Origin of the sequence: Streptomyces sp. NPDC050759, from assembly GCF_044456945.1 — a bacterium.
In the GTDB taxonomy this organism is placed as follows: domain Bacteria; phylum Actinomycetota; class Actinomycetes; order Streptomycetales; family Streptomycetaceae; genus Streptomyces.
Map to the genome: position 1 here is coordinate 52,111 of NZ_JBITGI010000010.1, position 19,350 is coordinate 71,460.

Annotated in this window: 17 protein-coding genes and 1 pseudogene; 7 read left to right on the forward strand and 11 right to left on the reverse strand. The window is 70.4% G+C overall.

Annotated features, from left to right (window positions below):
- Window positions 1-47 precede the first annotated feature (47 nt).
- Window positions 48-1,007: a LysR family transcriptional regulator gene (locus tag ACIBJB_RS27595; protein WP_398934138.1), complete on the forward strand. Its 960-nt coding sequence runs from the start codon at window positions 48-50 to the stop codon at window positions 1,005-1,007.
- 25 nt (window positions 1,008-1,032) lie between these two features.
- Here ACIBJB_RS27595 and ACIBJB_RS27600 read toward each other — a convergent pair whose 3' ends face one another.
- From ACIBJB_RS27600 to ACIBJB_RS27620, 5 genes are all read right to left on the reverse strand, one after another.
- A complete protein-coding gene (locus ACIBJB_RS27600; protein ID WP_398934140.1) occupies window positions 1,033-1,635 on the reverse strand; it encodes a TetR/AcrR family transcriptional regulator in 603 nt (200 codons plus the stop codon).
- Between the two features lie 176 nt (window positions 1,636-1,811).
- Window positions 1,812-2,558 carry a haloacid dehalogenase type II gene (locus ACIBJB_RS27605; protein ID WP_398934142.1) on the reverse strand — a complete coding sequence of 249 codons (747 nt, stop codon included), beginning with the start codon at window positions 2,556-2,558 and terminating at the stop codon, window positions 1,812-1,814.
- Window positions 2,559-2,690: 132 nt separating this feature from the next.
- Window positions 2,691-3,521: an enoyl-CoA hydratase/isomerase family protein gene (locus ACIBJB_RS27610; RefSeq protein ID WP_398934144.1), complete on the reverse strand. Its 831-nt coding sequence runs from the start codon at window positions 3,519-3,521 to the stop codon at window positions 2,691-2,693.
- 129 nt (window positions 3,522-3,650) lie between these two features.
- Window positions 3,651-4,511, reverse strand: coding sequence for an alpha/beta fold hydrolase (locus tag ACIBJB_RS27615; RefSeq protein ID WP_398934146.1), 861 nt, complete (start codon window positions 4,509-4,511; stop codon window positions 3,651-3,653).
- Window positions 4,512-4,560: 49 nt separating this feature from the next.
- Window positions 4,561-5,556 (reverse strand): NADP-dependent oxidoreductase, encoded by a 996-nt coding sequence (locus ACIBJB_RS27620; RefSeq protein ID WP_398934148.1) that lies wholly within the window; start codon window positions 5,554-5,556, stop codon window positions 4,561-4,563.
- 149 nt (window positions 5,557-5,705) lie between these two features.
- Between ACIBJB_RS27620 and ACIBJB_RS27625 the strand changes: the two genes are divergently transcribed.
- From ACIBJB_RS27625 to ACIBJB_RS27635, 3 genes are all read left to right on the forward strand, one after another.
- On the forward strand, window positions 5,706-6,329 hold the full coding sequence (locus ACIBJB_RS27625; RefSeq protein ID WP_398934150.1) for a TetR/AcrR family transcriptional regulator: 624 nt from the start codon (window positions 5,706-5,708) through the stop codon (window positions 6,327-6,329).
- A gap of 80 nt (window positions 6,330-6,409) precedes the next feature.
- Window positions 6,410-7,321, forward strand: a complete 912-nt coding sequence (locus ACIBJB_RS27630; protein WP_398934152.1) for an alpha/beta hydrolase — start codon at window positions 6,410-6,412, stop codon at window positions 7,319-7,321.
- 127 nt (window positions 7,322-7,448) lie between these two features.
- The gene (locus tag ACIBJB_RS27635) at window positions 7,449-9,332 is read left to right on the forward strand and encodes a propionyl-CoA synthetase (protein WP_398934154.1); all 1,884 of its coding nucleotides are present in this window, start codon (window positions 7,449-7,451) and stop codon (window positions 9,330-9,332) included.
- A 243-nt stretch (window positions 9,333-9,575) separates the two neighbouring features.
- Here ACIBJB_RS27635 and ACIBJB_RS27640 read toward each other — a convergent pair.
- Window positions 9,576-10,280: pseudogene (locus ACIBJB_RS27640) on the reverse strand (zinc-binding dehydrogenase); the annotation flags it as partial.
- A gap of 348 nt (window positions 10,281-10,628) precedes the next feature.
- On the opposite strand from ACIBJB_RS27640, the gene ACIBJB_RS27645 reads away from it, so the two are divergent.
- Window positions 10,629-11,597: a TIGR01777 family oxidoreductase gene (locus ACIBJB_RS27645; protein WP_398934648.1), complete on the forward strand. Its 969-nt coding sequence runs from the start codon at window positions 10,629-10,631 to the stop codon at window positions 11,595-11,597.
- A 77-nt stretch (window positions 11,598-11,674) separates the two neighbouring features.
- Here ACIBJB_RS27645 and ACIBJB_RS27650 read toward each other — a convergent pair whose 3' ends face one another.
- On the reverse strand, window positions 11,675-12,853 hold the full coding sequence (locus ACIBJB_RS27650) for an acyl-CoA dehydrogenase family protein (RefSeq protein ID WP_398934156.1): 1,179 nt from the start codon (window positions 12,851-12,853) through the stop codon (window positions 11,675-11,677).
- Between the two features lie 176 nt (window positions 12,854-13,029).
- Window positions 13,030-13,404, reverse strand: a complete 375-nt coding sequence (locus tag ACIBJB_RS27655) for a ferredoxin (protein WP_398934158.1) — start codon at window positions 13,402-13,404, stop codon at window positions 13,030-13,032.
- Between the two features lie 107 nt (window positions 13,405-13,511).
- Between ACIBJB_RS27655 and ACIBJB_RS27660 the strand changes: the two genes are divergently transcribed.
- Window positions 13,512-13,889 (forward strand): DUF6479 family protein, encoded by a 378-nt coding sequence (locus ACIBJB_RS27660; protein ID WP_398934160.1) that lies wholly within the window; start codon window positions 13,512-13,514, stop codon window positions 13,887-13,889.
- A 152-nt stretch (window positions 13,890-14,041) separates the two neighbouring features.
- On the opposite strand, the gene ACIBJB_RS27665 is transcribed toward ACIBJB_RS27660, so the two are convergent.
- Window positions 14,042-15,775, reverse strand: coding sequence for a glycoside hydrolase family 15 protein (locus ACIBJB_RS27665; RefSeq protein WP_398934162.1), 1,734 nt, complete (start codon window positions 15,773-15,775; stop codon window positions 14,042-14,044).
- A gap of 358 nt (window positions 15,776-16,133) precedes the next feature.
- Complete coding sequence (locus ACIBJB_RS27670) at window positions 16,134-17,777, reverse strand: DHA2 family efflux MFS transporter permease subunit (protein ID WP_398934164.1); 1,644 nt, start codon at window positions 17,775-17,777, stop codon at window positions 16,134-16,136.
- 149 nt (window positions 17,778-17,926) lie between these two features.
- Here ACIBJB_RS27670 and ACIBJB_RS27675 point away from each other — a divergent pair, with 149 nt between their 5' ends.
- A complete protein-coding gene (locus tag ACIBJB_RS27675; RefSeq protein WP_398934166.1) occupies window positions 17,927-18,922 on the forward strand; it encodes an Lrp/AsnC family transcriptional regulator in 996 nt (331 codons plus the stop codon).
- 14 nt (window positions 18,923-18,936) lie between these two features.
- Here ACIBJB_RS27675 and ACIBJB_RS27680 read toward each other — a convergent pair whose 3' ends face one another.
- Window positions 18,937-19,248, reverse strand: coding sequence for a hypothetical protein (locus ACIBJB_RS27680; protein WP_398934168.1), 312 nt, complete (start codon window positions 19,246-19,248; stop codon window positions 18,937-18,939).
- Window positions 19,249-19,350 lie beyond the last annotated feature (102 nt).

The window sequence follows — 19,350 nt, forward strand, 5'->3', positions numbered from 1 at the left end:
GCCAATAGCGCACAGCCGCTGTGCAGAAATGCAGATACGGTCAGGGCGTGCGCCCCCACTCCCCGGACGACGACCCCGCTCCGCGGCAGGTCGGCTCTCGCTCCGTCGATCCGCGCAAACTCCGCGCGGACGATCTGCGCTACCTGCTCGCGGTGTCCCGGACCGGCCGTCTGGTGACAGCCGCCGACGCACTCGGCGTGGATCACACCACCGTGTCCCGCCGTATCGCCGCACTGGAGAAGAGCCTTGGCCTGCGCCTCATCAAGCGGGGCACGGAGGGATGGACGCTGACGGACATCGGACGCGCCGTCTCGGAGAACGCGCGCGTGATCGAGGAGGCCGTCGACCGCGTCGTCGACACCGTGGCGGGCCAGGACTCACCGTCCCTGCACGGCACGGTACGCGTCAGCGCCCCCGACGGCTTCGGCACCGTCTTCGCCACGCCCGCCCTCGTACGGGTTCGCCGCAGGCACCCCCGGCTCCAGGTCGAACTCATCACCGCGACACGGCAGCTCGCTCTGCGCCCGTCCGGCTTCGATCTCGCTCTCGTCATCGGCGTCCCGGCCAGCAGCCACCTGGTGACCGAGCACCTCACCGACTACACGCTGGGGCTCTACGCCAGTGACGACTACCTCACCCGGTACGGCCGCCCCGAGACGGTGCCCGAGCTGCGCGAGCACCCGCTGATCTTCTACATCGAGTCGATGCTGCAGGTCGGCGACCTCGACATCGAACGCCACCTTCCCGGCATGACCCCGGCGTTCTCCTCGACGAACGTCTTCGCCCAGCTCGAAGCCACCGAGCAGGGGGCCGGCATCGGCGTCCTGCCGGCGTTCCTGGCCCAACGGACGGGACTGCGCCGACTGCTCGCCGACGAGATCGACATCCGGCTCCCCATCACCCTGGCCGTCCGCCGCGAAGCGGTGACGCACCCTGCCGTACGCGTCCTGTGGACTGCCCTACGGCATGAGGTCGCCGAACGGGCCGCTGAACTGCTTCCGGAGTGAACGCCAAGTGGTTCGGGGCCGTGCTTCAGCGAGGCAGCAGGACCTCGATCTGCCTCCGGATGTCCTGCACGAGCTCCTCGACGCTCAAGGCGATGTTCACGCTCGTCGCCAGGCTGAGGAACATCACGGCGGACACGATGTGTGCCAGCGTCGCGGCGTCGCCCGCTGTGACCCGCTCGTCTCGGCGCAGTGCGGCGGCGATGGCCTCCTCGGCCTGCGCGACGATGGCGAGTGCTGCGCTGTGCCGGGGCTCCTCGGGGTCGCCGAAGACCATCTCTCGCAGGTAGGTGCGTCCGTTGTCGATCTGGGTGCGGTTGCACACAACGATCGGCCGGACAATCGCCAGCACAGCGTCCAGCACGCCTGGGATGGTCTCGGCGTCCGCCAGGCCCTCCTCGAGCGCTTCGGTGTACTTGGCGTTCTGCACCAGCAGGAGGAGTTCGCCCTTGGTCTTGGCATAGAGGAACAGGGTCCCGGTGCCGATGTCGGCCTTGTCCGCGATCTGCTGGGTCGTGACCTCGTCCACGCCGCGTTCGGCGAACAGCTCAGTGGCGGCAGCGACAATGCGGTCGAGCTTGTCCTGCTTGTTCCGCTCGCGCCGTCCGACCGACTGCGGGGCGACAGACATGGCGGTGTCCTCCAGGAGTGGGTCCTGACTGCCGTCAATTATGACGTCAGTCACTACCGGGTGGGCTCGAATGTGGTTCCGCTCATTCTCCCACGGCCGGGCGAGGAGTCGAACGAGCTTGTCCCACTTTGCCGCGGTAGTCGAGGAGAGTTGGCCTGGCGGCGTCGAGTCCGCTGCTATGGAGCCAGTCGTCGGGCCAGGTCGGGGATGTCGGTAGCGGTGAGGTCGACCCAGTCCGGCGCCGGTCGGGCCGGATGGCCGGGGCCCCATTCCAGCGGGCGTGGAATGTATGCGGTGCGCAGTCCGGCGTCGGCGGCGGCCCGCAGGTCTTCGAGATGGCAGGCCGTCATCAGCAGCCGCGGCGGTGGGACTTCGAGTAGGTCCGCGGCCATCAGGTACACCTTCGGGTCGGGCTTGTAGCTGTGGATCAGTTCGGCGGACAGGATGGCGTTGAACAGCAGTCCGCCGGCGCGGGCAAGGTGGATGAGCAGCGCGGTGCTGCCGTTGGACAGGGTGGCGGTGATATGGGTCTCGCGCAGCCTGGACAGACCGTCGCGGCTGTCGGGCCATGGGCTCAGCCGGTGCCAGGCGCTGACGAGTTCGGCCCGGTCGGTGTCGGTGAACCCGGTCAGGCCGTGCTCGGTGAGCACGTCGTCGAGCATCATCCGGTGCAGTTCGTCCAGCGACCGCCAAGGCATTTCACCCGACACCACCCGCATCAGTGTCGGCGGGTACCGGCTGCGCCAGGCGGTGGTGAGTTCCAGCCAGTCGGCCTGCACCGCCGCGCGGGTGCCGACGTGCTCGAATTCCCTCGCGACGCCGGTGCGCCAGTCCACCACCGTGCCGAAGACGTCGAACACCACCGCGTCCACAGCAGCGCCGATCCATCGGCCGTTTCCGGTAGTCACGGAGTTTCTCGCCATTGGCCTTCTCCTGATCGGCTCCTGATCGGCTCCAGGTCGGCATGGAGGCGACGACGAACCAGGTGGCCACCCCAGGACAAACGAGCACCGCCGCAACGTCTGCCGCGTCGGTGTTCGTTTCATGATGGGCTGTCAGAGCTGCTGGTTGGCGATGCCGATGTACTGCCCCAGGCGGTACTCGAAGTCGATGCCGGCCTCCTCGACGACGGCCTGTGCGCCGGCGGCGCGGACCAGGAACCCGGGCAGGGTGAGGGAGTGGGCGAACTCGCCGTAGGCGGCGACCAGATCCGCGTCCGGGGGCAGGGATGCCCGGTTGATCTGGGCTTTGGCCGAGGCGAGTGAGGTGCGGTCGAAGGAGGCGAGCCGGCCGACGATCGTGTCGACGAAGGCGTCGAGTTCGCTGTCGGGGAGGGCACGGGTGATCCAGCCCCAGCGTTCCGCGGTGTCGGCGTCGTAGTCGTCGCTGGTGAGGATGGCTTCCAGGGCGCGATCGCGTCCGATGGCGCGGGGGAGGCGTTCGGTGCCGCCACCGCCGGGGAGCAGTCCGCTGCCGACCTCCGGCTGCCCGAAGACCGCCTTCTCCCGGCTGGCATACCGCAGATCGAGGGCGAGGGCGAGTTCGTTCCCGCCGCCGCGGGTACGTCCGCGGATGGCCGCGATGGTGATGTAGGGCGCTTTGGAGAGTGCCAGGACCAGGTTCGTCCAGACGGGCACTTCATTCTCGTCCTCGGGGGCGGGGAAGTCGGCGGCGGCGGCCAGGTCGAAGTGGTTGTAGAAGAAGTCGGGGGTGGCGCTGTCGAAGACCACGACCTGGATGTCCGGGTCGGTGGCCAGTTTCTCGACGATCTCGGTGAGGCGCAGGACGGTCTCGCCGACGATGAGGTTGACGGGCGGGTTGGCGAAGGTGATCTTCGCGATCCGGGGTGAGGTGCGCTCGTAGTGGATGGTGCTCTGCTCGCTCATGGTCTGGCTCCAGATGGTGTGACGTATGCAGGTCGGCGACGGGGCGTCAGTGGGCGGGACGCCTGGGAGATGGACTGCCGAGCAGGCCCGGGCCGGCCGGCGCGCACCCGCAACGGGATCGAGGAGGTCTCAACGGGCCAGGAACTCGACCGCGACCGGGGCGAACTCCTCGTAGTACTGGAAGATCCCGCCGTGACCGGAGTCGGGGTAGATGATCAGCTCACTGCCCTTGATGCGCCGGTGCAGGTCCTCGGAGAGGACCGAGGGAACCATGCGGTCGTTGTCGCCATTGGCGATCAGCGTGGGATGAGTGATCTTCGCCAGGTCGTCGGGAGTGGAGCGCCCCCACTTCTGGATCGCCTTCAGCTGCGTCTGGAACGCCTTGACCTTGATCTTCGCGTCGCGGTCGACGGTGCGCTCCTTGAGCCGGTTGACGAAGGCACGCGCGGCGGCCTTGCCGGTGGAGTTGCGGTTGAAGAACAGGAACTCCTTGGGGTCCGAACGGGTCAGGGTGGCGCGCAGGATGTCCCAGTAGGTGGTGCCGACGACCTTGTCGATGTCCTTGCCGCCCTTGGGCCCGGTGCCGGTGAGGACGAGCTTGCGGATGAGCTCGGGGTGCTTCACCACCAGGGCCTGGGCGACCATGCCGCCGAGGGAGAAGGAAAAGACGTCGATCTTGTCGTACCCGAGCGCCTTGATGAAGGTGTAGGCGTCGTCGGCCATCGCCTCGACGCTGTCCGGCACCTGGCCTGTGGACGCCCCGACACCGCGGTTGTCGAAGGCGATGACGTGACGGCCCTTCGCGACGGGGTCGATGATGCGGGGGTCCCAGTTGTCCAGGGTCGCGGCGAGGTGGACGAAGAAGACGACGGGGATGCCGCCCTTCGGTCCCAGCTCGCGGTAGGCGTAGGTGACGCCACCGGCGCTCACGGTGCGGGCCGGGGCCTTCGCGTAGGCGGTGATGACGGTCTCGTTCGGGGTGCTGCTCATGACGGATTCTCCTCGTGTGTTGTGTGTCGCCCGTCGCGGTTGCGGCGAGTCAGCTGTTGCTGATGACGGCCTTGCCGCGGATGCCACCCCGGGACAGGGACTCCAGCGCCTGCGGGGTCTCGTCGAAGCCGACCACCTTGCCCACGACCGGGCGCACCACGCCCTGGTCGATGAGGGTGGTGATCTGGCGGAGCTGGTCGCCGCTGGAGCGCATGAGCAGGAACTCATACGTCACCCCGAGCTTCTTCGCCTGCTTGCGGATCCTGCGGCTCAGGCCTGCGACCGCCAGGCGCAACAGCGGGTTCAGACCGGCCTCGCGGGCGAACGCGGGTTCCGGGGGACCGGCGATCCCGATGGCTTTGCCGCCCGGCCTGAGCACCCGCAGGGACTTCTCGAGATTCTCACCACCGAGGCTGTCCAACACCAGGTCGTAGCCGGTCAGGAGCTGCTCGAAGTCCTGGCTGCGGTAATCGATCACCGTGTCCGCGCCAAGCGCGCGCACGAAGTGCGTGTTCGAACCGCCGGCGGTCGCGGCGACGCTCGCGCCGAGGTGCGCGGCGAGCTGGATCGCGATCGAACCGACCCCGCCGGCGCCGGCGTGGATGAGAACCTTCTGCCCGGGCCGCACCCTCCCGCGCTCCACCAGCGCCTGCCACGCCGTGAGCGCCACCAGCGGCAGCGAGCCCGCCGCTTCCATGCTGATCGAAGCGGGCTTGAGTGCCAGGTCGCCCTCCGCGACGGCAATGCGCTCGGCGAACGTGCCGATGCGGTCCGGGTCGGGCCGGGCGTAGACCTCATCTCCGGGCTTGAAGCCGCGAACTGCCGACCCGACGTCGATGACGGTGCCCGCGACGTCGTTGCCCAGGATCAGCGGCAGCTTGTAGGGCAGGATCCGCTTGAACTCACCGGCGCGGATCTTCTCGTCCAGCGGGTTCAGGCCGGCGGCCTCCACCCGGACGAGTACGTCGTGCTCCCCCACGGTGGGCTCGGGGACGTCCGCCTCCTGCAGCGGCTCCTTGTACTTGGCGACGACGAACGCTCTCATGGGGCGCCACTCCTTCTCTTCGTCCTATTTATCCAGGTCTGATGCCAGATTGGCTAATTCGGCGTCGACATCTTGATGTCATCCCGCTCCATCAACCCGAGTACACTCAATCATGAGTCCACTCAGAATCATTGTCAAGGGAGGTCACCATGGGACGCGGTCACATGCCGATCGGGCGCCGAGAGCGGGCCAAACAGGCCAAGCGCGAGCGCATCATGACCGCAGCCCGTGAGCTGTTCCTCGAACACGGCGTCAGCGGAGTCACGACACAGCAGATCGCCCACCGGGCCGACGTCGCGATCGGCACCCTCTACCTGTACGCGTCGACGAAGGCCGAGTTGCTGATCATGGTGCAGAACGAGAACTTCGCCGCCGCCATCGACGTCGGCCTCGCCGCCGCGAACGCCGCCGCCGGGCAGGGGGCACTGGAACAAGTCGTCGCTCTCATCCACCCCGTGGTGGAGTGCGTGAGGGAGCACATCGAGAACGGCCGCACATACCTGCAGGAACTGGCCTTCGGGGACCCGGGCGAGCCCTACCGGCAAGCGGGTCTGGCCCTGGCCGCCCGTCTCGAGGACGGCATCACCGGCCTGCTCACCCGCGACGAGCACATCGGTGCCGCCGACGCGGCAACGCTGGCGCGGGTGATCACCGCGATCATCCACATCAGCACCACCGCCAGCGTGCACATGCACCGCAGCGACGAAGTCGTCCTCGCCGACATCCGCGACCAGATCCACGCCACCCTGGCGCCTCACCAGCGCGCAGCATGACCCCATCTAAGTTTACTTTCTTATACTCAGCCAGTAGCGTCATGACCACCGCACCGACCCGGCTGAGAAGGAGCACCACCATGGGAGTAAGCCCCGAGGCCCACGAGTTCGCGGAGTTCCTGGCGAGCGTGAGCGCGAAGTCGGCCACACCCGGCCTGGACCTGGCCGTCATCCGCGACATCGTCGACTCGAACCACAAGGCGTCGACCGAGCCGGAAGGCGTCACCTACGCCGAGGTGGACGCGGGCGGCGTCCCTGCCCTGTGGGCCATCCCGGAAGGCGCCGCCCCCGACCGGGCCCTGCTCCACTTCCACTTCGGCGGATCCGTCACCGCGTCGATGCACTCGGACCGCAAGGCCGCAGGCCATATCGCGAAGGCTGCCGGAGCCCGTTCCCTCGTCGTGGACTTCCGCCTGGCGCCCGAACACCCCTACCCCGCCCAGCTCGACGATGCCGAGACGGCCTACCGGTGGCTGCTCTCGCAGGGCTACGAGCCGCGGAACATCGGCAGCACCGGTCACTCGATCGGCGGCACCCTCGCGGTGATGCTGCCGCTGCGTCTGCTCGCGAAGGGCGAGGCGACGCCCGGCGCGATCGTCAGCGTCTCGCCGTGGACCGACCTCACCCTCCAGAACGCGTCGGTGGACGAGAACGAGGACAACGACAAGATGCTCAGCCGGGGCACGCTGGAACTCTTCCGCGGGGCCTGGCTCCAGGACCCCGCCGTGGACTTCACCTCACCCGAGATCAGCATCGCGAACGCCGACCTCACCGGCCTGCCGCCTACGACCGTCCACTACGGCGAGTACGAGACCCTCGCCGACGACGGCGCCGAGCTCGGCCGCCGGCTCGCGGACTTCAAGGTCACCTCCGAGGTCCACCCGATGCCCGAGGGACAGCACTCGTTCGTCCTGGGCGCGGGCCGGGTACCCGAGGTGGACCAGGCCATCCAGCAGATGGGCCAGTGGCTGCGTGAGCACCTCGGCGCGTGAGCAGCAGCCGCACTGACCGGCCTCCGGCGGGCTGCTCGACCGTACCGGCCGGCATGCGGTACTTGTGTCCGACACCGTTTCGCACGCGGTCCCACCACCGTCCCTCGATGCCACAAAGGAGTGCGCGATGGGAACGTACGAGGATGTCTTCCGCGCCAGTACCGAGGACCCGGAGAGCTTCTGGCTGAAGGCGGCCGAGGGCATCGACTGGGATGTCGCTCCGCAGCGCGCCCTGGATTCCTCGGGCGCACCGTTCTACCGCTGGTTTCCCGACGGGCGGCTCAACGTCTGTTTCAACGCGCTCGACCGGCACGTCGAAGCCGGCCGTGGCGAACAACCCGCACTCATCTACGACTCCCCCGTCACCGACACCCGCCGCACCTACAGCTACGCGCAGTTGAGGGACGAGGTGGCGGCCTTCGCGGGAGGGCTCGCGCAGCTCGGTGTGGGGCACGGCGACCGCGTGGTGATCTACATGCCGATGGTTCCCGAGGCCGCCGTCGCGATGCTGGCCTGCGCGCGTATCGGCGCGGTCCACTCGGTCGTCTTCGGCGGGTTCGCCCCGCGCGAACTCGCCCTCCGTATCGACGACGCGGCCCCCAAGGTGGTCGTCTCCGCCTCCTGCGGCATCGAGGGCAAGCGGGTCATCGCGTACAAGCCCCTGCTCGACCGCGCGATCGAACTCGCGGCCCACAAGCCGGAGAAGAGCGTGATCCTGCAACGCCCGCAGGAACGAGCCGAGTTGGGGTCCGACGATCTCGACTGGGCCGACCTGGTCGCCGCCGCGCCGCCTGCCGACTGCGTTCCCGTCGCCGCGACTGATCCCCTGTACATCCTTTACACGTCCGGAACGACCGGTAAGCCCAAGGGAGTCGTGCGTGACTGCGGCGGCTACGCGGTCGCGCTGCACTGGTCGATGGGCGCCGTCTACGACGTGGGCCCGGGCGAGACGATGTTCACCGGCTCCGACGTCGGCTGGGTCGTCGGCCACTCCTACATCGTCTACGGACCCCTGCTGGCCGGCGCGACAACGGTCCTGTACGAGGGCAAGCCGGTCGGCACCCCGGACGCGGGCCAGTTCTGGCGGGTGGCCGCCGAGTACCGGGTCAAGACCATGTTCACCGCGCCCACCGCATTCCGGGCGATCAGAAAGGAGGACCCGAAGGGGGCGCTCACATCCGACTACGACCTCTCCCGCCTGCGCTATCTCTTCCTCGCCGGCGAGCGTCTCGACCCCGAGACCTATTACTGGGCGAGCGCGCTCCTGGGCGTCCCGGTGATCGACCACTGGTGGCAGACCGAGACCGGCTGGCCCATCGTCGCCAACCCGGTCGGCATCGAAGCCGCCCCCGTCAAGCCCGGCTCCCCCAGCCGCCCCCTGCCCGGCTGGGACGTCCGCGTCCTCGACCCCGCGGGCGAGCCGGTGCCCCCGGGCGTCGACGGCGCGATCGTCGTCAAGCTCCCCCTGCCGCCCGGCGCACTCCCCACCCTCTGGAACGACGACAACCGCTACATCGGCTCCTACCTCTCCGCCTACGACGGCTACTACCTCACCGGCGACAGCGGCCACCTCGACGACGACGGCTACGTCTTCGTCATGGGCCGCACCGACGACGTCATCAACGTCGCCGGACACCGGCTGTCCACCGGCAGCATGGAAGAGGCCCTGGCCGCCCACCCCGACGTCGCCGAATGCGCCGTCATCGGCGTCGCCGACGAACTCAAGGGACAGGTACCGCGCGGCTTCGTCGTCCTCAAGGCAGGCACCGGCCGCGAACCGGGCGAGGTCGAGGCCGAACTCGTCCAGCTCGTGCGCGAGCGCATCGGAGCCGTTGCCTCCCTCAAGGACGTCACGGTCGTGGCCGCACTGCCCAAGACCCGCTCGGGAAAGATCCTGCGCAAGACCATGCGCGGCATCGCCGACGGTCGCGACGAACCCATCCCGTCCACGGTGGACGACCCCGGCGTCATCGAGACCCTGCGCCCGGTCCTCCGCCGGGCCCCGGAGTGACTCGAGGAGACCTGCGAGAACGAGACCGGCCTGACCTGCGGGTCCCTCACCCACGCAAGCCTGGACCTCCCGCAGACCCCTCCGTCCGCTCCATGGCCATCGCCGAGCTCCACCAGCACAGTGTCGACGGCCACCCGGTGTGGAAACGCCGAGCCCTCGGCCAAGGCTGGGCAGCTGGGCTCGACGGCCTCGCTCGCGCCTATGGGGCCAACGTCGAACAACTGCGCAGCGGGTGAGCGTGGCGAAGACGTCCAGTAGCGGCAGCTCCAGCTTCATGTCCGGCGTCGGGACCCCCACCGGCACGACGGTCCCGGCCAGGTCACGGGCGTGGAAGGCCTGCCGGTACGTCTCCGGACGGCCGACGGCATCGATCACCACGTCCGCTCCGTGCCCGCCGGTGAGCTCGCGGATCGCCGTCACCGAGTCGGCGGCGCGGGAGTTTGACGGTGTGTGTGGCGCCGAAGGTCTCGGCCGGGGCCAGCTTCCGGTCGTCGATGTCCACCGCGATGATCCTGGCCGCTCCGCGAGGCGGGCACCGGCGATCGCCGCGTCGCCCACGCCGCCGCAGCCGATCACCGCGACGCTCTCTCGCCTGGTTGCCGGTGCGGTGTTGAGCGCGGCTCCCAGCCCGGCCATGAGTCCGCAGCCGAGGAGGCCGGCCGCTTCGGGCCGGACCTGCGGGACCTTCGTGCACGGGCCGGCGGCCACGAGGGTCTTCTCCGCGAAGGCCCCGATACCGCGGGCGGGCGCCGACTCCGTGCCGTCCTTCAGCGTCATCTTCTGCCGTGCGTTGTCCGTGTCGAAGCGGTACCTGGGCCGGCCGCGCCGACAGGCACGGCACCGCCCGCACACCGCCCGCCAGTTGAGGATGACGAAATCACCGGGGACGACGTCGGTGACGCCCTCACCGACCGCCTCGACGACTCCCGCGGCCTCGTGGCCGAGCAGGGGGTCGGTGACTGGGGCGCCTTTGCTGCGGGCGCTGGAACGTTGAGTGGTGACGCGTCGGCAGGGCTACCGGACGCTCCAGGCGCTGCGGAGATCCCGCCGCAGCCGCCCGAACTCCCTTGGGCTGTCGACCGCGAGCACGTCGTCGACGCCAGGTCGGCCGGCGACTGGAGGTGGCCGCCGTACCAGCAACGATCCGGCTGCGATGAACCGCATGTCCCGCGCGTTGGTCCAGTGCTCGATGCGCAGCCGCCCTCCTGACCGCCCTTGGCATCACGCGATCAAACCTTAGTTTTGAACGCGTTCAACTATGGTCTAGGCTCACCCGTGACGAAGGAGGGGCAGCCGATGAAGATCGTGATTCCTGGGGGCACCGGACAGGTCGGCGCGGTCCTGAAGCGCGCACTCGACGCCGCAGGCCACGAGGTCGTGATGCTCACCAGACGCCCCAGGCGCGAGGGCGAGGTCCAATGGGACGGTCAGACCCTGGGGCCATGGACGGCGGCGGTGGACGGCAGCGATATCGTCATCAATCTGGCCGGACGCACTGTGAGTTGCCGATACACCGCGGCCAATCTGCAGGAAATGATGGACTCCCGGGTCGACTCCACCCGGGTCGTGGGCGCCGCGATCGCGGGCGCCGCCCGACCGCCCCGGGTCTGGCTGCAGATGAGCACCGCCACGGTGTACGCGCACCGCGTCGACGCCCCCAACGACGAGGCCACCGGTGTGATCGGCGGTGCTGAACCGGGCGTGCCGGACTACTGGGCGTACAGCGTCGAGATCGCCAAGGCCTGGGAGCAGGCTCAGCAGCAGGCCGAAACGCCGGCCACGCGCAAGGTCGCTCTGCGCTCGGCCATGGTGATGAGCCCGGACCCCGGCGGGGTCTTCGCCGTCCTGCTGGGCCTGGCCCGCCTGGGTCTCGGCGGCCCGGTCGCCGGTGGGGAACAGTACGTGTCGTGGATCCACGAACACGACTTCGTGCGCGCGGTGGAGTTCCTGATCGACAAGGAAGACATCGCAGGGCCGGTGAACCTGGCGGCTCCCCATCCCCTGCCGCAGCGCGCATTCATGCGTACCCTGCGCTCCGCGTGGGGTGTACCGGTGGGTCTCCCTGCGACCAGGTGGATGGCCGAGGTCGGCGCGTTCGCTCTGCGTTCCGACACCGAACTGCTGCTGAAGAGCCGCCGTGTCGTCCCGGGCCGACTGACCCAGGCAGGCTTCGACTTTCAGTACGCACAGTGGCCACAGGCCGCGAATGAGCTGGTGCGCCGGGTGCGCGAACGAGTCAAAGGCGGTTCCGCGGCACGCCAGTGAGCGGATCCGCGACGGCGGCCGATCTGACCGCCCCGTCGCCCCTGGCCGGCCTCACTAGGCACCCTCGTCACAGCCGGCTACCGCCGTACCCGCGGCATCCCCAGACCGATCCACGAGATGATCTCCCGCTGGATCTCGTTGTTGCCCCCGCCGAAGGTGAAGATCACCGCTGAGCGGTAGCCCCGTTCGAGCTCGCCGTGGAGGACTGCACCCGCCGAGCCCTCCTTCAGTGCGCCGGCCGCCGCGACGATCTCCATGAGCCACGCGTAGGCGTCCCGGCGGGCCTCGGAGCCGTAGACCTTGACCGCGGAGGCGTCCTGCGGGGTGAGGGTGCCGTCCTCCACGGCGCCCACCATCCGCCAGTTCAGGAGCTTGAGCGCGTCGAGGCGGGTGTGGGTCTGGGCGAGGCGGCGGCGCACCCACGGCAGGTCGATCACGCGGCGGCCGTCGGCGAGCTTGGTCTCCATGGCCCAGCGCTGCACGTCCTGCAGGGCGCGGATCGCCATGGTGCCATGGGCGGCGAGGGTGACCCGCTCGTGGTTGAGCTGGTTGGTGATCAGCCGCCAGCCCTGGTTCTCCTCGCCGACCCGGTGCGAGACGGGGACGCGGACGTTCTCGTAGTAGCTGGCCGTGGTGTCGTGCGAGGCGAGGGTGTTGATGACGGTGTACGAGTAGCCGGGGTCGGTGGTCGGCATCAGGAGCATGGTGATGCCCTTGTGCGGCGGGGCCTCCGGGTCGGTGCGCACGGCGAGCCAGACCCAGTCGGCGGTGTCGCCGTTGGTGGTCCAGATCTTGTGCCCGTTGACGACGTACTCGTCACCGTCCCGCACCGCGCGCGTCTTCAGGGAGGCCAGGTCGGTGCCCGCGCCGGGCTCGCTGTAGCCGATCGCGAAGTCGATCTCCCCGGACAGGATGCGCGGCAGGAACCAGGACTTCTGCTCCTCGGTGCCGTACCGCATGATCGTCGGCCCGACGGTGTTGAGGGCCATCAGCGGCAGCGGTACGCCGGCCTGGGCGGCCTCGTCGAAGAAGATGAACTGTTCCATGGCGGTCAGGCCGCGGCCGCCGTACTCCTTGGGCCAGCCGACGCCGAGCCAGCCGTCCGTGCCGAGGCGCCGGATGGTGTCCCGGTAGAAGCGTTTCTGGGCGTCGCGGTCGGTGAAGCGGGCGTGCGCGTTGTCCGGGACGAGCTCGGCGAAGTAGGTGCGCACTTCGGTGCGCAGCCGCTGCTGCTCGGGTGTGTGGTCGAGATGCACGGCGCCTCCAGGCTCCCCTGAACCGGTCCTGACGGCGCACACCGTAGAACGTGTTCCAGAAATTGGGAACGGCCAGGAGGGGTCCGTCGGGCGCGGGGAGGGCCGGGAGAGGGCGCGGGGCGAGCGTCCCGGGCGTGGAAGAGGCTCTTTCCAGGCGAGTTTCAGACAGGCGAGTTTCAGACGAGGGTCGCCATGAAGTCCGTGCACGCCTGGGCGCACTCGCGGCACGCCTTGGCGGCGTCCTCCGCGCCGACATGCCGGTCGAGGACCTGCGCGCACTCCAGGCAGACCGACCGGCACCATTCCAGCTGGACACGGATGCCGGCCTCGTCGAGATGGTTGTCCTCGGACAGCACGCGGCAGGTGGCGTCGCACACCTCGGCGCACATGATGCCCTTGCGTCGTAGTAGCTCCTGCTCCTCGGTCCCGTCCGGATCGACCAGGCTCGCACGCAGCGCACAGGCCCGCGCGCACTCGGTGCACGCCTGGGCGCACGCGAAGCGGTCCTCCAGGAACCGGAAGAGCTCCTGCTGGGAAGTCGAAGTCGTCACACCGGGCGGGTAGCCGCGGTCCGAGCCGCCAAACCCGGTGTTCCCGGGGTTTCCTCCGTCCGCGGGACGAGTCGGTTCGCCCGGGGTGCCAGGGGTACTCGCGGGGCATGAACCAAGCCCTGAACACCGAATGGATGGACATGGCCGCGGGCCGGGGCGCCCTTGCGGCCGGAGTGATCGCGGCGGGTGTGGTGGTCGTGGCGGTGCTGATCGGTGCCTTCTGGCTGGGCGTCCGCGTCAAGCGCCGCGAGTCGCCCCCGCCCGCCCCCGAGGAACAGCCGAGGATGCCGGAGGGCGGGCCGGTCCGTGAGGTCAGGGAGAACCGGGAGCCCGACGAGGTGCCCAGGAGCGACACCCGGCTGACCCCGCACGAGCTTCCGGGCCACGGCAACAGTCCGACCCGGACGGGCCCGGCGCGAGAACGGCCTCGTTGGAACGAGGGCAGCAGCGGCTCGTTCGGCAGTGGCGGGCCGGGGGGCGGCTGACGTCCGCCACGGCCAGGGCGCCCGGCTGACATCTCGCTGACATCTCCACGGCCGTGTCGCGACGGCCGTGTCGCGGGCCGTGTCGCGCGGTCGGCCTCGCGGTCGTCGTCCGGCACAGGTCCGCAACAGCTGGAGGCGGCTGCCCGGCTCACTCACTCACCGAGCCGGGCAGCCGTCTCCAGCAGCACCGCGTGGACGAAGGCCTGCGGGAGGTTGCCGCGCAGCTGGCGCTGGGCGATGTCGAACTCCTCGGCGTAGAGGCCGGACGCCCCGCAGGCGCCGCGGTTGCGTTCGAACCAGCGGAACGCCTCGACGGTCCGGCCCTGCTGGTGTTCAGCGAGCGCCATGACGAACCCGCACAGCAGGAAGGCGCCCTCGGCCTCGTCCAGAGGGCGCTCGTCGTGGCGGAAGCGGTAGAGGAAGTGGTCGTCGGCCAGTTCACGACGGCACGCGGCGACGGTGGCCCGGGTGCGCGGGTCCGCGGCGGGCAGGGCGCCGCGCACGCCGGGCAGCAGCAGGGCGGCGTCCACCGACGGGTCGTCGGGGGTGCGTTGCCAGTGGCCGTCGGGGTGGAGGCAGGTCCGGTCGGCAGCGGCGAGGAGGGTGTCGGCCAGGGCGGTGCAGGTGTCGGCGAGTGGATGGCGGGACGCTGCGGCGGCCACGGCCCGCAGACCGGCGACGCAGATGAGCCTGCTGTGGGTCCAGTGCCGGTCGCTCAACTCCCAGATGCCCGCGTCCGGTTGGCGCCAGCGGTCGGCGATGGCCCGCACGGCGATCTCGACGGCCTTCCAGTGGTCCTCGTCGAGACGCCCGTGGCGTTCGGCGGCCGCGAGCAACAGCAGGGCCTCGCCGAAGCAGTCGAGCTGGAACTGCTCACCGACCTGGTTGCCGACACGGTCGAAGCCGCCTGGGTAACCGGGCAGGTCGAGTTCGCGCTGGGCGGGGACCGGGTTGCCGTGCACGGTGTAGGCGGGCACCAGGCGGGGGCCGTCCGCGTGCAGGCGTGCGGTGACGAAGCCGACGGCGGCGTCGAGGAGGTCGTGGGCTCCTACGGCGGCAGCGGCCTGTCCGGCGTAGCTCTGGTCACGGATCCACACGTACCGGTAGTCGTAGTTGCGACCCTCCTCGGCGCGCTCCGGCAGGCTGGTCGTGGCCGCCGCGACCATGCCGCCGCCCCGCGTGGTGAGGCCGCGCAGGACGGCGTACGCCCGCCGCGCGTCACGGGGTGCGACGGTGTCGTCGAGCGCGGGGACCGTCTCGTGCCAGGCCGCTTCGGTCGCCTCCCAGGCCTGCTCCGGCTTCGGAAGGCCGGCCGGCAGTGGGGATACGGCACACTCCAGGACCAGTTCATGCCGCTCGCCGGGCTTCAGCTCGATGTCGGCGGTGAGGCCCCGCTCCCCGGCGACGGCCTGTGGGGCGCCCTGCCAGCGCAGTCGATGGCTCCCGGTGCGCAGCTCCCACACTCCGTCGTCGTTACGGCGGACGGACTCGACCGGTGCGGTGCCGTACTCGCTGTGCGGATCGAGGACCACGGACAGGCGGGCGGGCCCGGCGACCGCGCGCAGCTGCCGGAGCAGGACCAGCCGGTCCGGGTCGCCGGGGAAGGCCAGCGCCTCACGGCACTCGACGATTCCGTCGTCGGTGACCCAGCGGCTGCGCCAGATGAGCGTGCCCTCTTCGTAGTAGCCGCCGAAGACGTGCCTGCCGGTGGGAGTGACGGCGTATGCGCCCCGCCCCCCGACCAGGTCGCTGAAGACAGCCTCGTCGTGCCAGGTGGGCGCACACAGCCACCCGATGGCGCCATCGGGCCCGATGAGCGCCCCGCGCTCTCCGTCGGCCAGCAGCGCGTAGTCGTGCAGCGCATGGGGCGGGAAGGGGGTGCTCATGGCGTACGGGTACCCAGGGGTGGGGCGGTCAACGGGGGCGGTCAACGATGGTGGGGCGGTCAACGAGGGTGGCGGAAGGTGGGGTGCGCGGGCGCGGGGCCGCGGGGCCGGCGTGCGGGGGGGGGCGGGGCCGCGGGGCCGGCGTGCGGGGGGGCGGGGCCGCGGAGCCGGCGAGCGGGGGGGGCGGGGCCGCAGGGCCGGCTTGCGGGCAGGAGGCCGCAGGCGCGGGGCCGCAGGGCCGGCGTCCAAGCACGGCGCCACACGGCCCGCATGCAGGCACGGCGCCGTCGAGCGGGCACGGGCTTGCGAGTCAGCGGTCGGGGGTGGTCCGGGCCGCGGACCTGAGGCCCCCGGCGCTTCAGACCTCTCCGCGCCCCTGCCTCCCGTCGCTCCCCGACACCGCCGCAGCCACCTCGACGGACGCCACGCCCCCCGCCCCACCCGACGCGGCGACCTGCGTGTGTCCCGCCCCCGTGCTCCGGGGCCGGCGCAGCAGAACGACGGCCATCAGCGCGGCCAGCAGCGTGAGCGACCCCGCGACCGTCAGGCACAGCCGGAGCCCGTCCAGGAAGGCCTCCCCCAGGGCGCCCATGACGCGCCCCGTGTCCGCCCCGAGGTCGAGCCCGGCGACCGCGCCCAGTCCCCCTTGGTCAGCGGCCGTCGCGATCCGCTCCCCCGCCGCCCCGGTCACCCCGGCGTCGGCGAGGTGGGCCGGGAAGCTGTTCAGTGCCCGGGTGGTCAGCAGCGCCCCCAGGATCGCGGGACCGAGTGCACCGCCGAGCTGGCGGAAGGCGTTGTTGCCCGCCGCGGCCATGCCGGCCAGGTGGTGCGGCACGGAGGCCACGGCCGTCGCGGTCATCGGCGTCATGACGGCCCCCATTCCCAGCCCCAGCGGCGCCAGCCGCCAGGCCAGGGAGACGAAAGAGGTGTCCGCGCCGACACCGGTCAGCGAGAAGAGCGAGGCGGAGACGACGACCAGACCGCCCGTGATCAGCACACGTGCGGAGACCCGGTGCATGAGGCGCCCGACGGGCCCGCCGACCAGGATGGCGCAGGCGGTCACCACCAGAATCCGCCAGCCCGCCTGCAGGGTGTCGAGTTGCTGCACCATCCCGAAGTACAGGCTGAGCAGGAAGAAGAAGCCGATCAGCGCGAGAAAGGCGATCATCGCGACGAGCGTGGTCGCGGTGAAGGCCGGGCTGCGGAACAGTGCGAGGTCGAGCATCGGACTGTCGCTGCGCCGCTCCGCGAGCACGAAGGCGACACCGGCCCCGACGGCCACCGCGAGGGCCGTCAGCACCTTCGGGGCGGTGAAGGAGTCGGCGCCGCCCTCGATGACGCCGTAGACCAGGGCGGTGACCGCCAGCGTCGCGGTGATCTGGCCGGGCCAGTCCAGGCGCCGTTCGTAGGGCGCGCGCGAGTCGGTCAGCAGCCGTGCCGCGAAGACGGTCGCGACCAGCGAGACGGGGATCGCCAGCAGGTAGATCCAGCGCCAGGCGAAGTGGTCGAGGATCACCCCGGCGACGATCGGTCCGACGGCCAGCGCCGCCATGAGCGAGGTGGCCCACAGGCCGATGAACTTTCCGCGTTCCCGATGGTCGGGCACCGCGTGGCTGATCAGCGCCAGCGTGGTGGGCAGCAGCGTGGCCGCGCCGAGTCCGGCGAGCGCCTGCCCGATCCACAGCACCTGCACCGACTGCGCGCTGAGCGCGACGGCGGCACCGGCCGCGGAGAACACCAGCCCGGCCTGGAACACCTTCTTGCGCCCGTGAACGTCGCCGACGACACCCGCGGTCAGGATGAACGCGGCCATGGGCAGGACGAACGCGTCCTGGACCCACGACAGTTGGGCGGTCGTCGCGCCGAGCGCCGACTGGATGGCGGGCAGGCTCACGGCGACCGTGGTGACCGGCAGATAGGCGACGAAGACGCCGAGGCAGGCCATGACGAGCGTGGCCGCCCGCCGGTGCGCCGACCCGCTTGCCGGAGTCGTGACATTCACGGGGAACTCTCCTCTACGGCGACGCGCACCGCGTTCGTTCAGTGATTTTCTGGCGCCAGCATTGGTGACAGCGAGCCGGATCCCCAACGTCGCAGCCACAAGTGACCACAAACATCCACCTATGCTCCTCTGGGTGCCAGACTTCCCTCATGCCTGACGAGATCGACAGAAAAATCCTCCGCGCCCTGCACTACTCACCCCGTGCCTCCTTCCGGCTCATCGGCGAGGTCGCCGGGGTCTCGGAGCAGACCGCCGCACGCCGCTACCAGGCCCTGCGGCGCGAGGGCGTGATGCGGGTGGTCGGCCTGATCAACCCGGAGGCGCACGGCCAGGCCCGCTGGATCACCCGCATCCGCTGCCGTCCCGACCGTGTCGCCCCGCTCGCGGACGCCCTCACCCGCCGGCCGGACATCGCCTACGTCGGTCTCGCCTCCGGTGGCTCCGAGATCATCTGCATGATCCACTCACCGGTCGACGCTCCTCGTGACGACATCCTGCTCCGGCAGTTGCCCAAGGCGGCCTCCGTGCTGGACGTCAGCATCGATCTGCTGATCCACCCGTTCGGCACGGTCGGCACCTCCGAATGGTCCGGATACGGCGGCCGTCTCGGCCCCGACCAGGTGGCCCGGCTCACCGCCGACCGGCCGCCCGCGCCCACCGGCGCCCTCCAGCCACCCACCGCCGAGGACTCCCCGCTCCTCGAAGCCCTCTCCGAGGACGGCCGTACCACCCACACCCGGCTCGCCGAACTCACCGGCTGGTCGAAAGTGCGCGTCGCCCGCCGGCTCGACGCCCTGGAGTCCTCGGGTGCCCTCTCCTACGCCGTCGACCTGCTCCCCGAGCGTCTGGGTCACCGCCTCAACGCCACCCTCTGGTTGCGGGTGGCCCCGGCTCATCTCCACCGTGTCGGCGAGGAGTTGGCCGTACACGACGAGGTGGCCTTCGCCGGCGCCATGAGCGGCGACCACAACATCATGGTCGTCGCCAACTGCCGTGACGCGGAGGACTTCTACCGCTACCTCACGACACGCGTGGCGGCCGTCCCCGGCATCGACGCCTACAGCGTCAGCATCCGCGTCCGCCGCCTCAAACAGGCCGCGTCCCTCATCGCCCACGGCAGGCTGGTCCCTGCCGGCCCGGGATGAAGGCACGCCGGAGGTCAGCACCGGCCCGCATCCGACTCTGGCGAGAGGTACGCCGACCCGATCCGGTACACACCCGCCGCTGTGACCGTCAGCCGCGTGAACCCACCCTCCTCGCGCAGGCATCCGCCGTCGACGCGCAGCGATGGCGAATACGCGACCCGCACGGTCGCCGAGCCGGCCGCAGGCATCAGTACGTCGAGTTCCGCGCCCGACGTACGCATCACGCGCCCGGGTGCCGACACCAGCGGTACCGCGTCCCGCACCCGGTACACCCGCCAGTGCGCGTCGCTCCACACCGGCTGCGGCCACGCGGGCCGGCTCTCCACTCGGGCTCGGTGTCCGGAAGGGCCACGAAGCCGACGGCCCAACGGTCCAGGCGTGGTCGCCGCCGCCGTTCGCACGGAAGAAGGCCCACACCAGGTACAGCG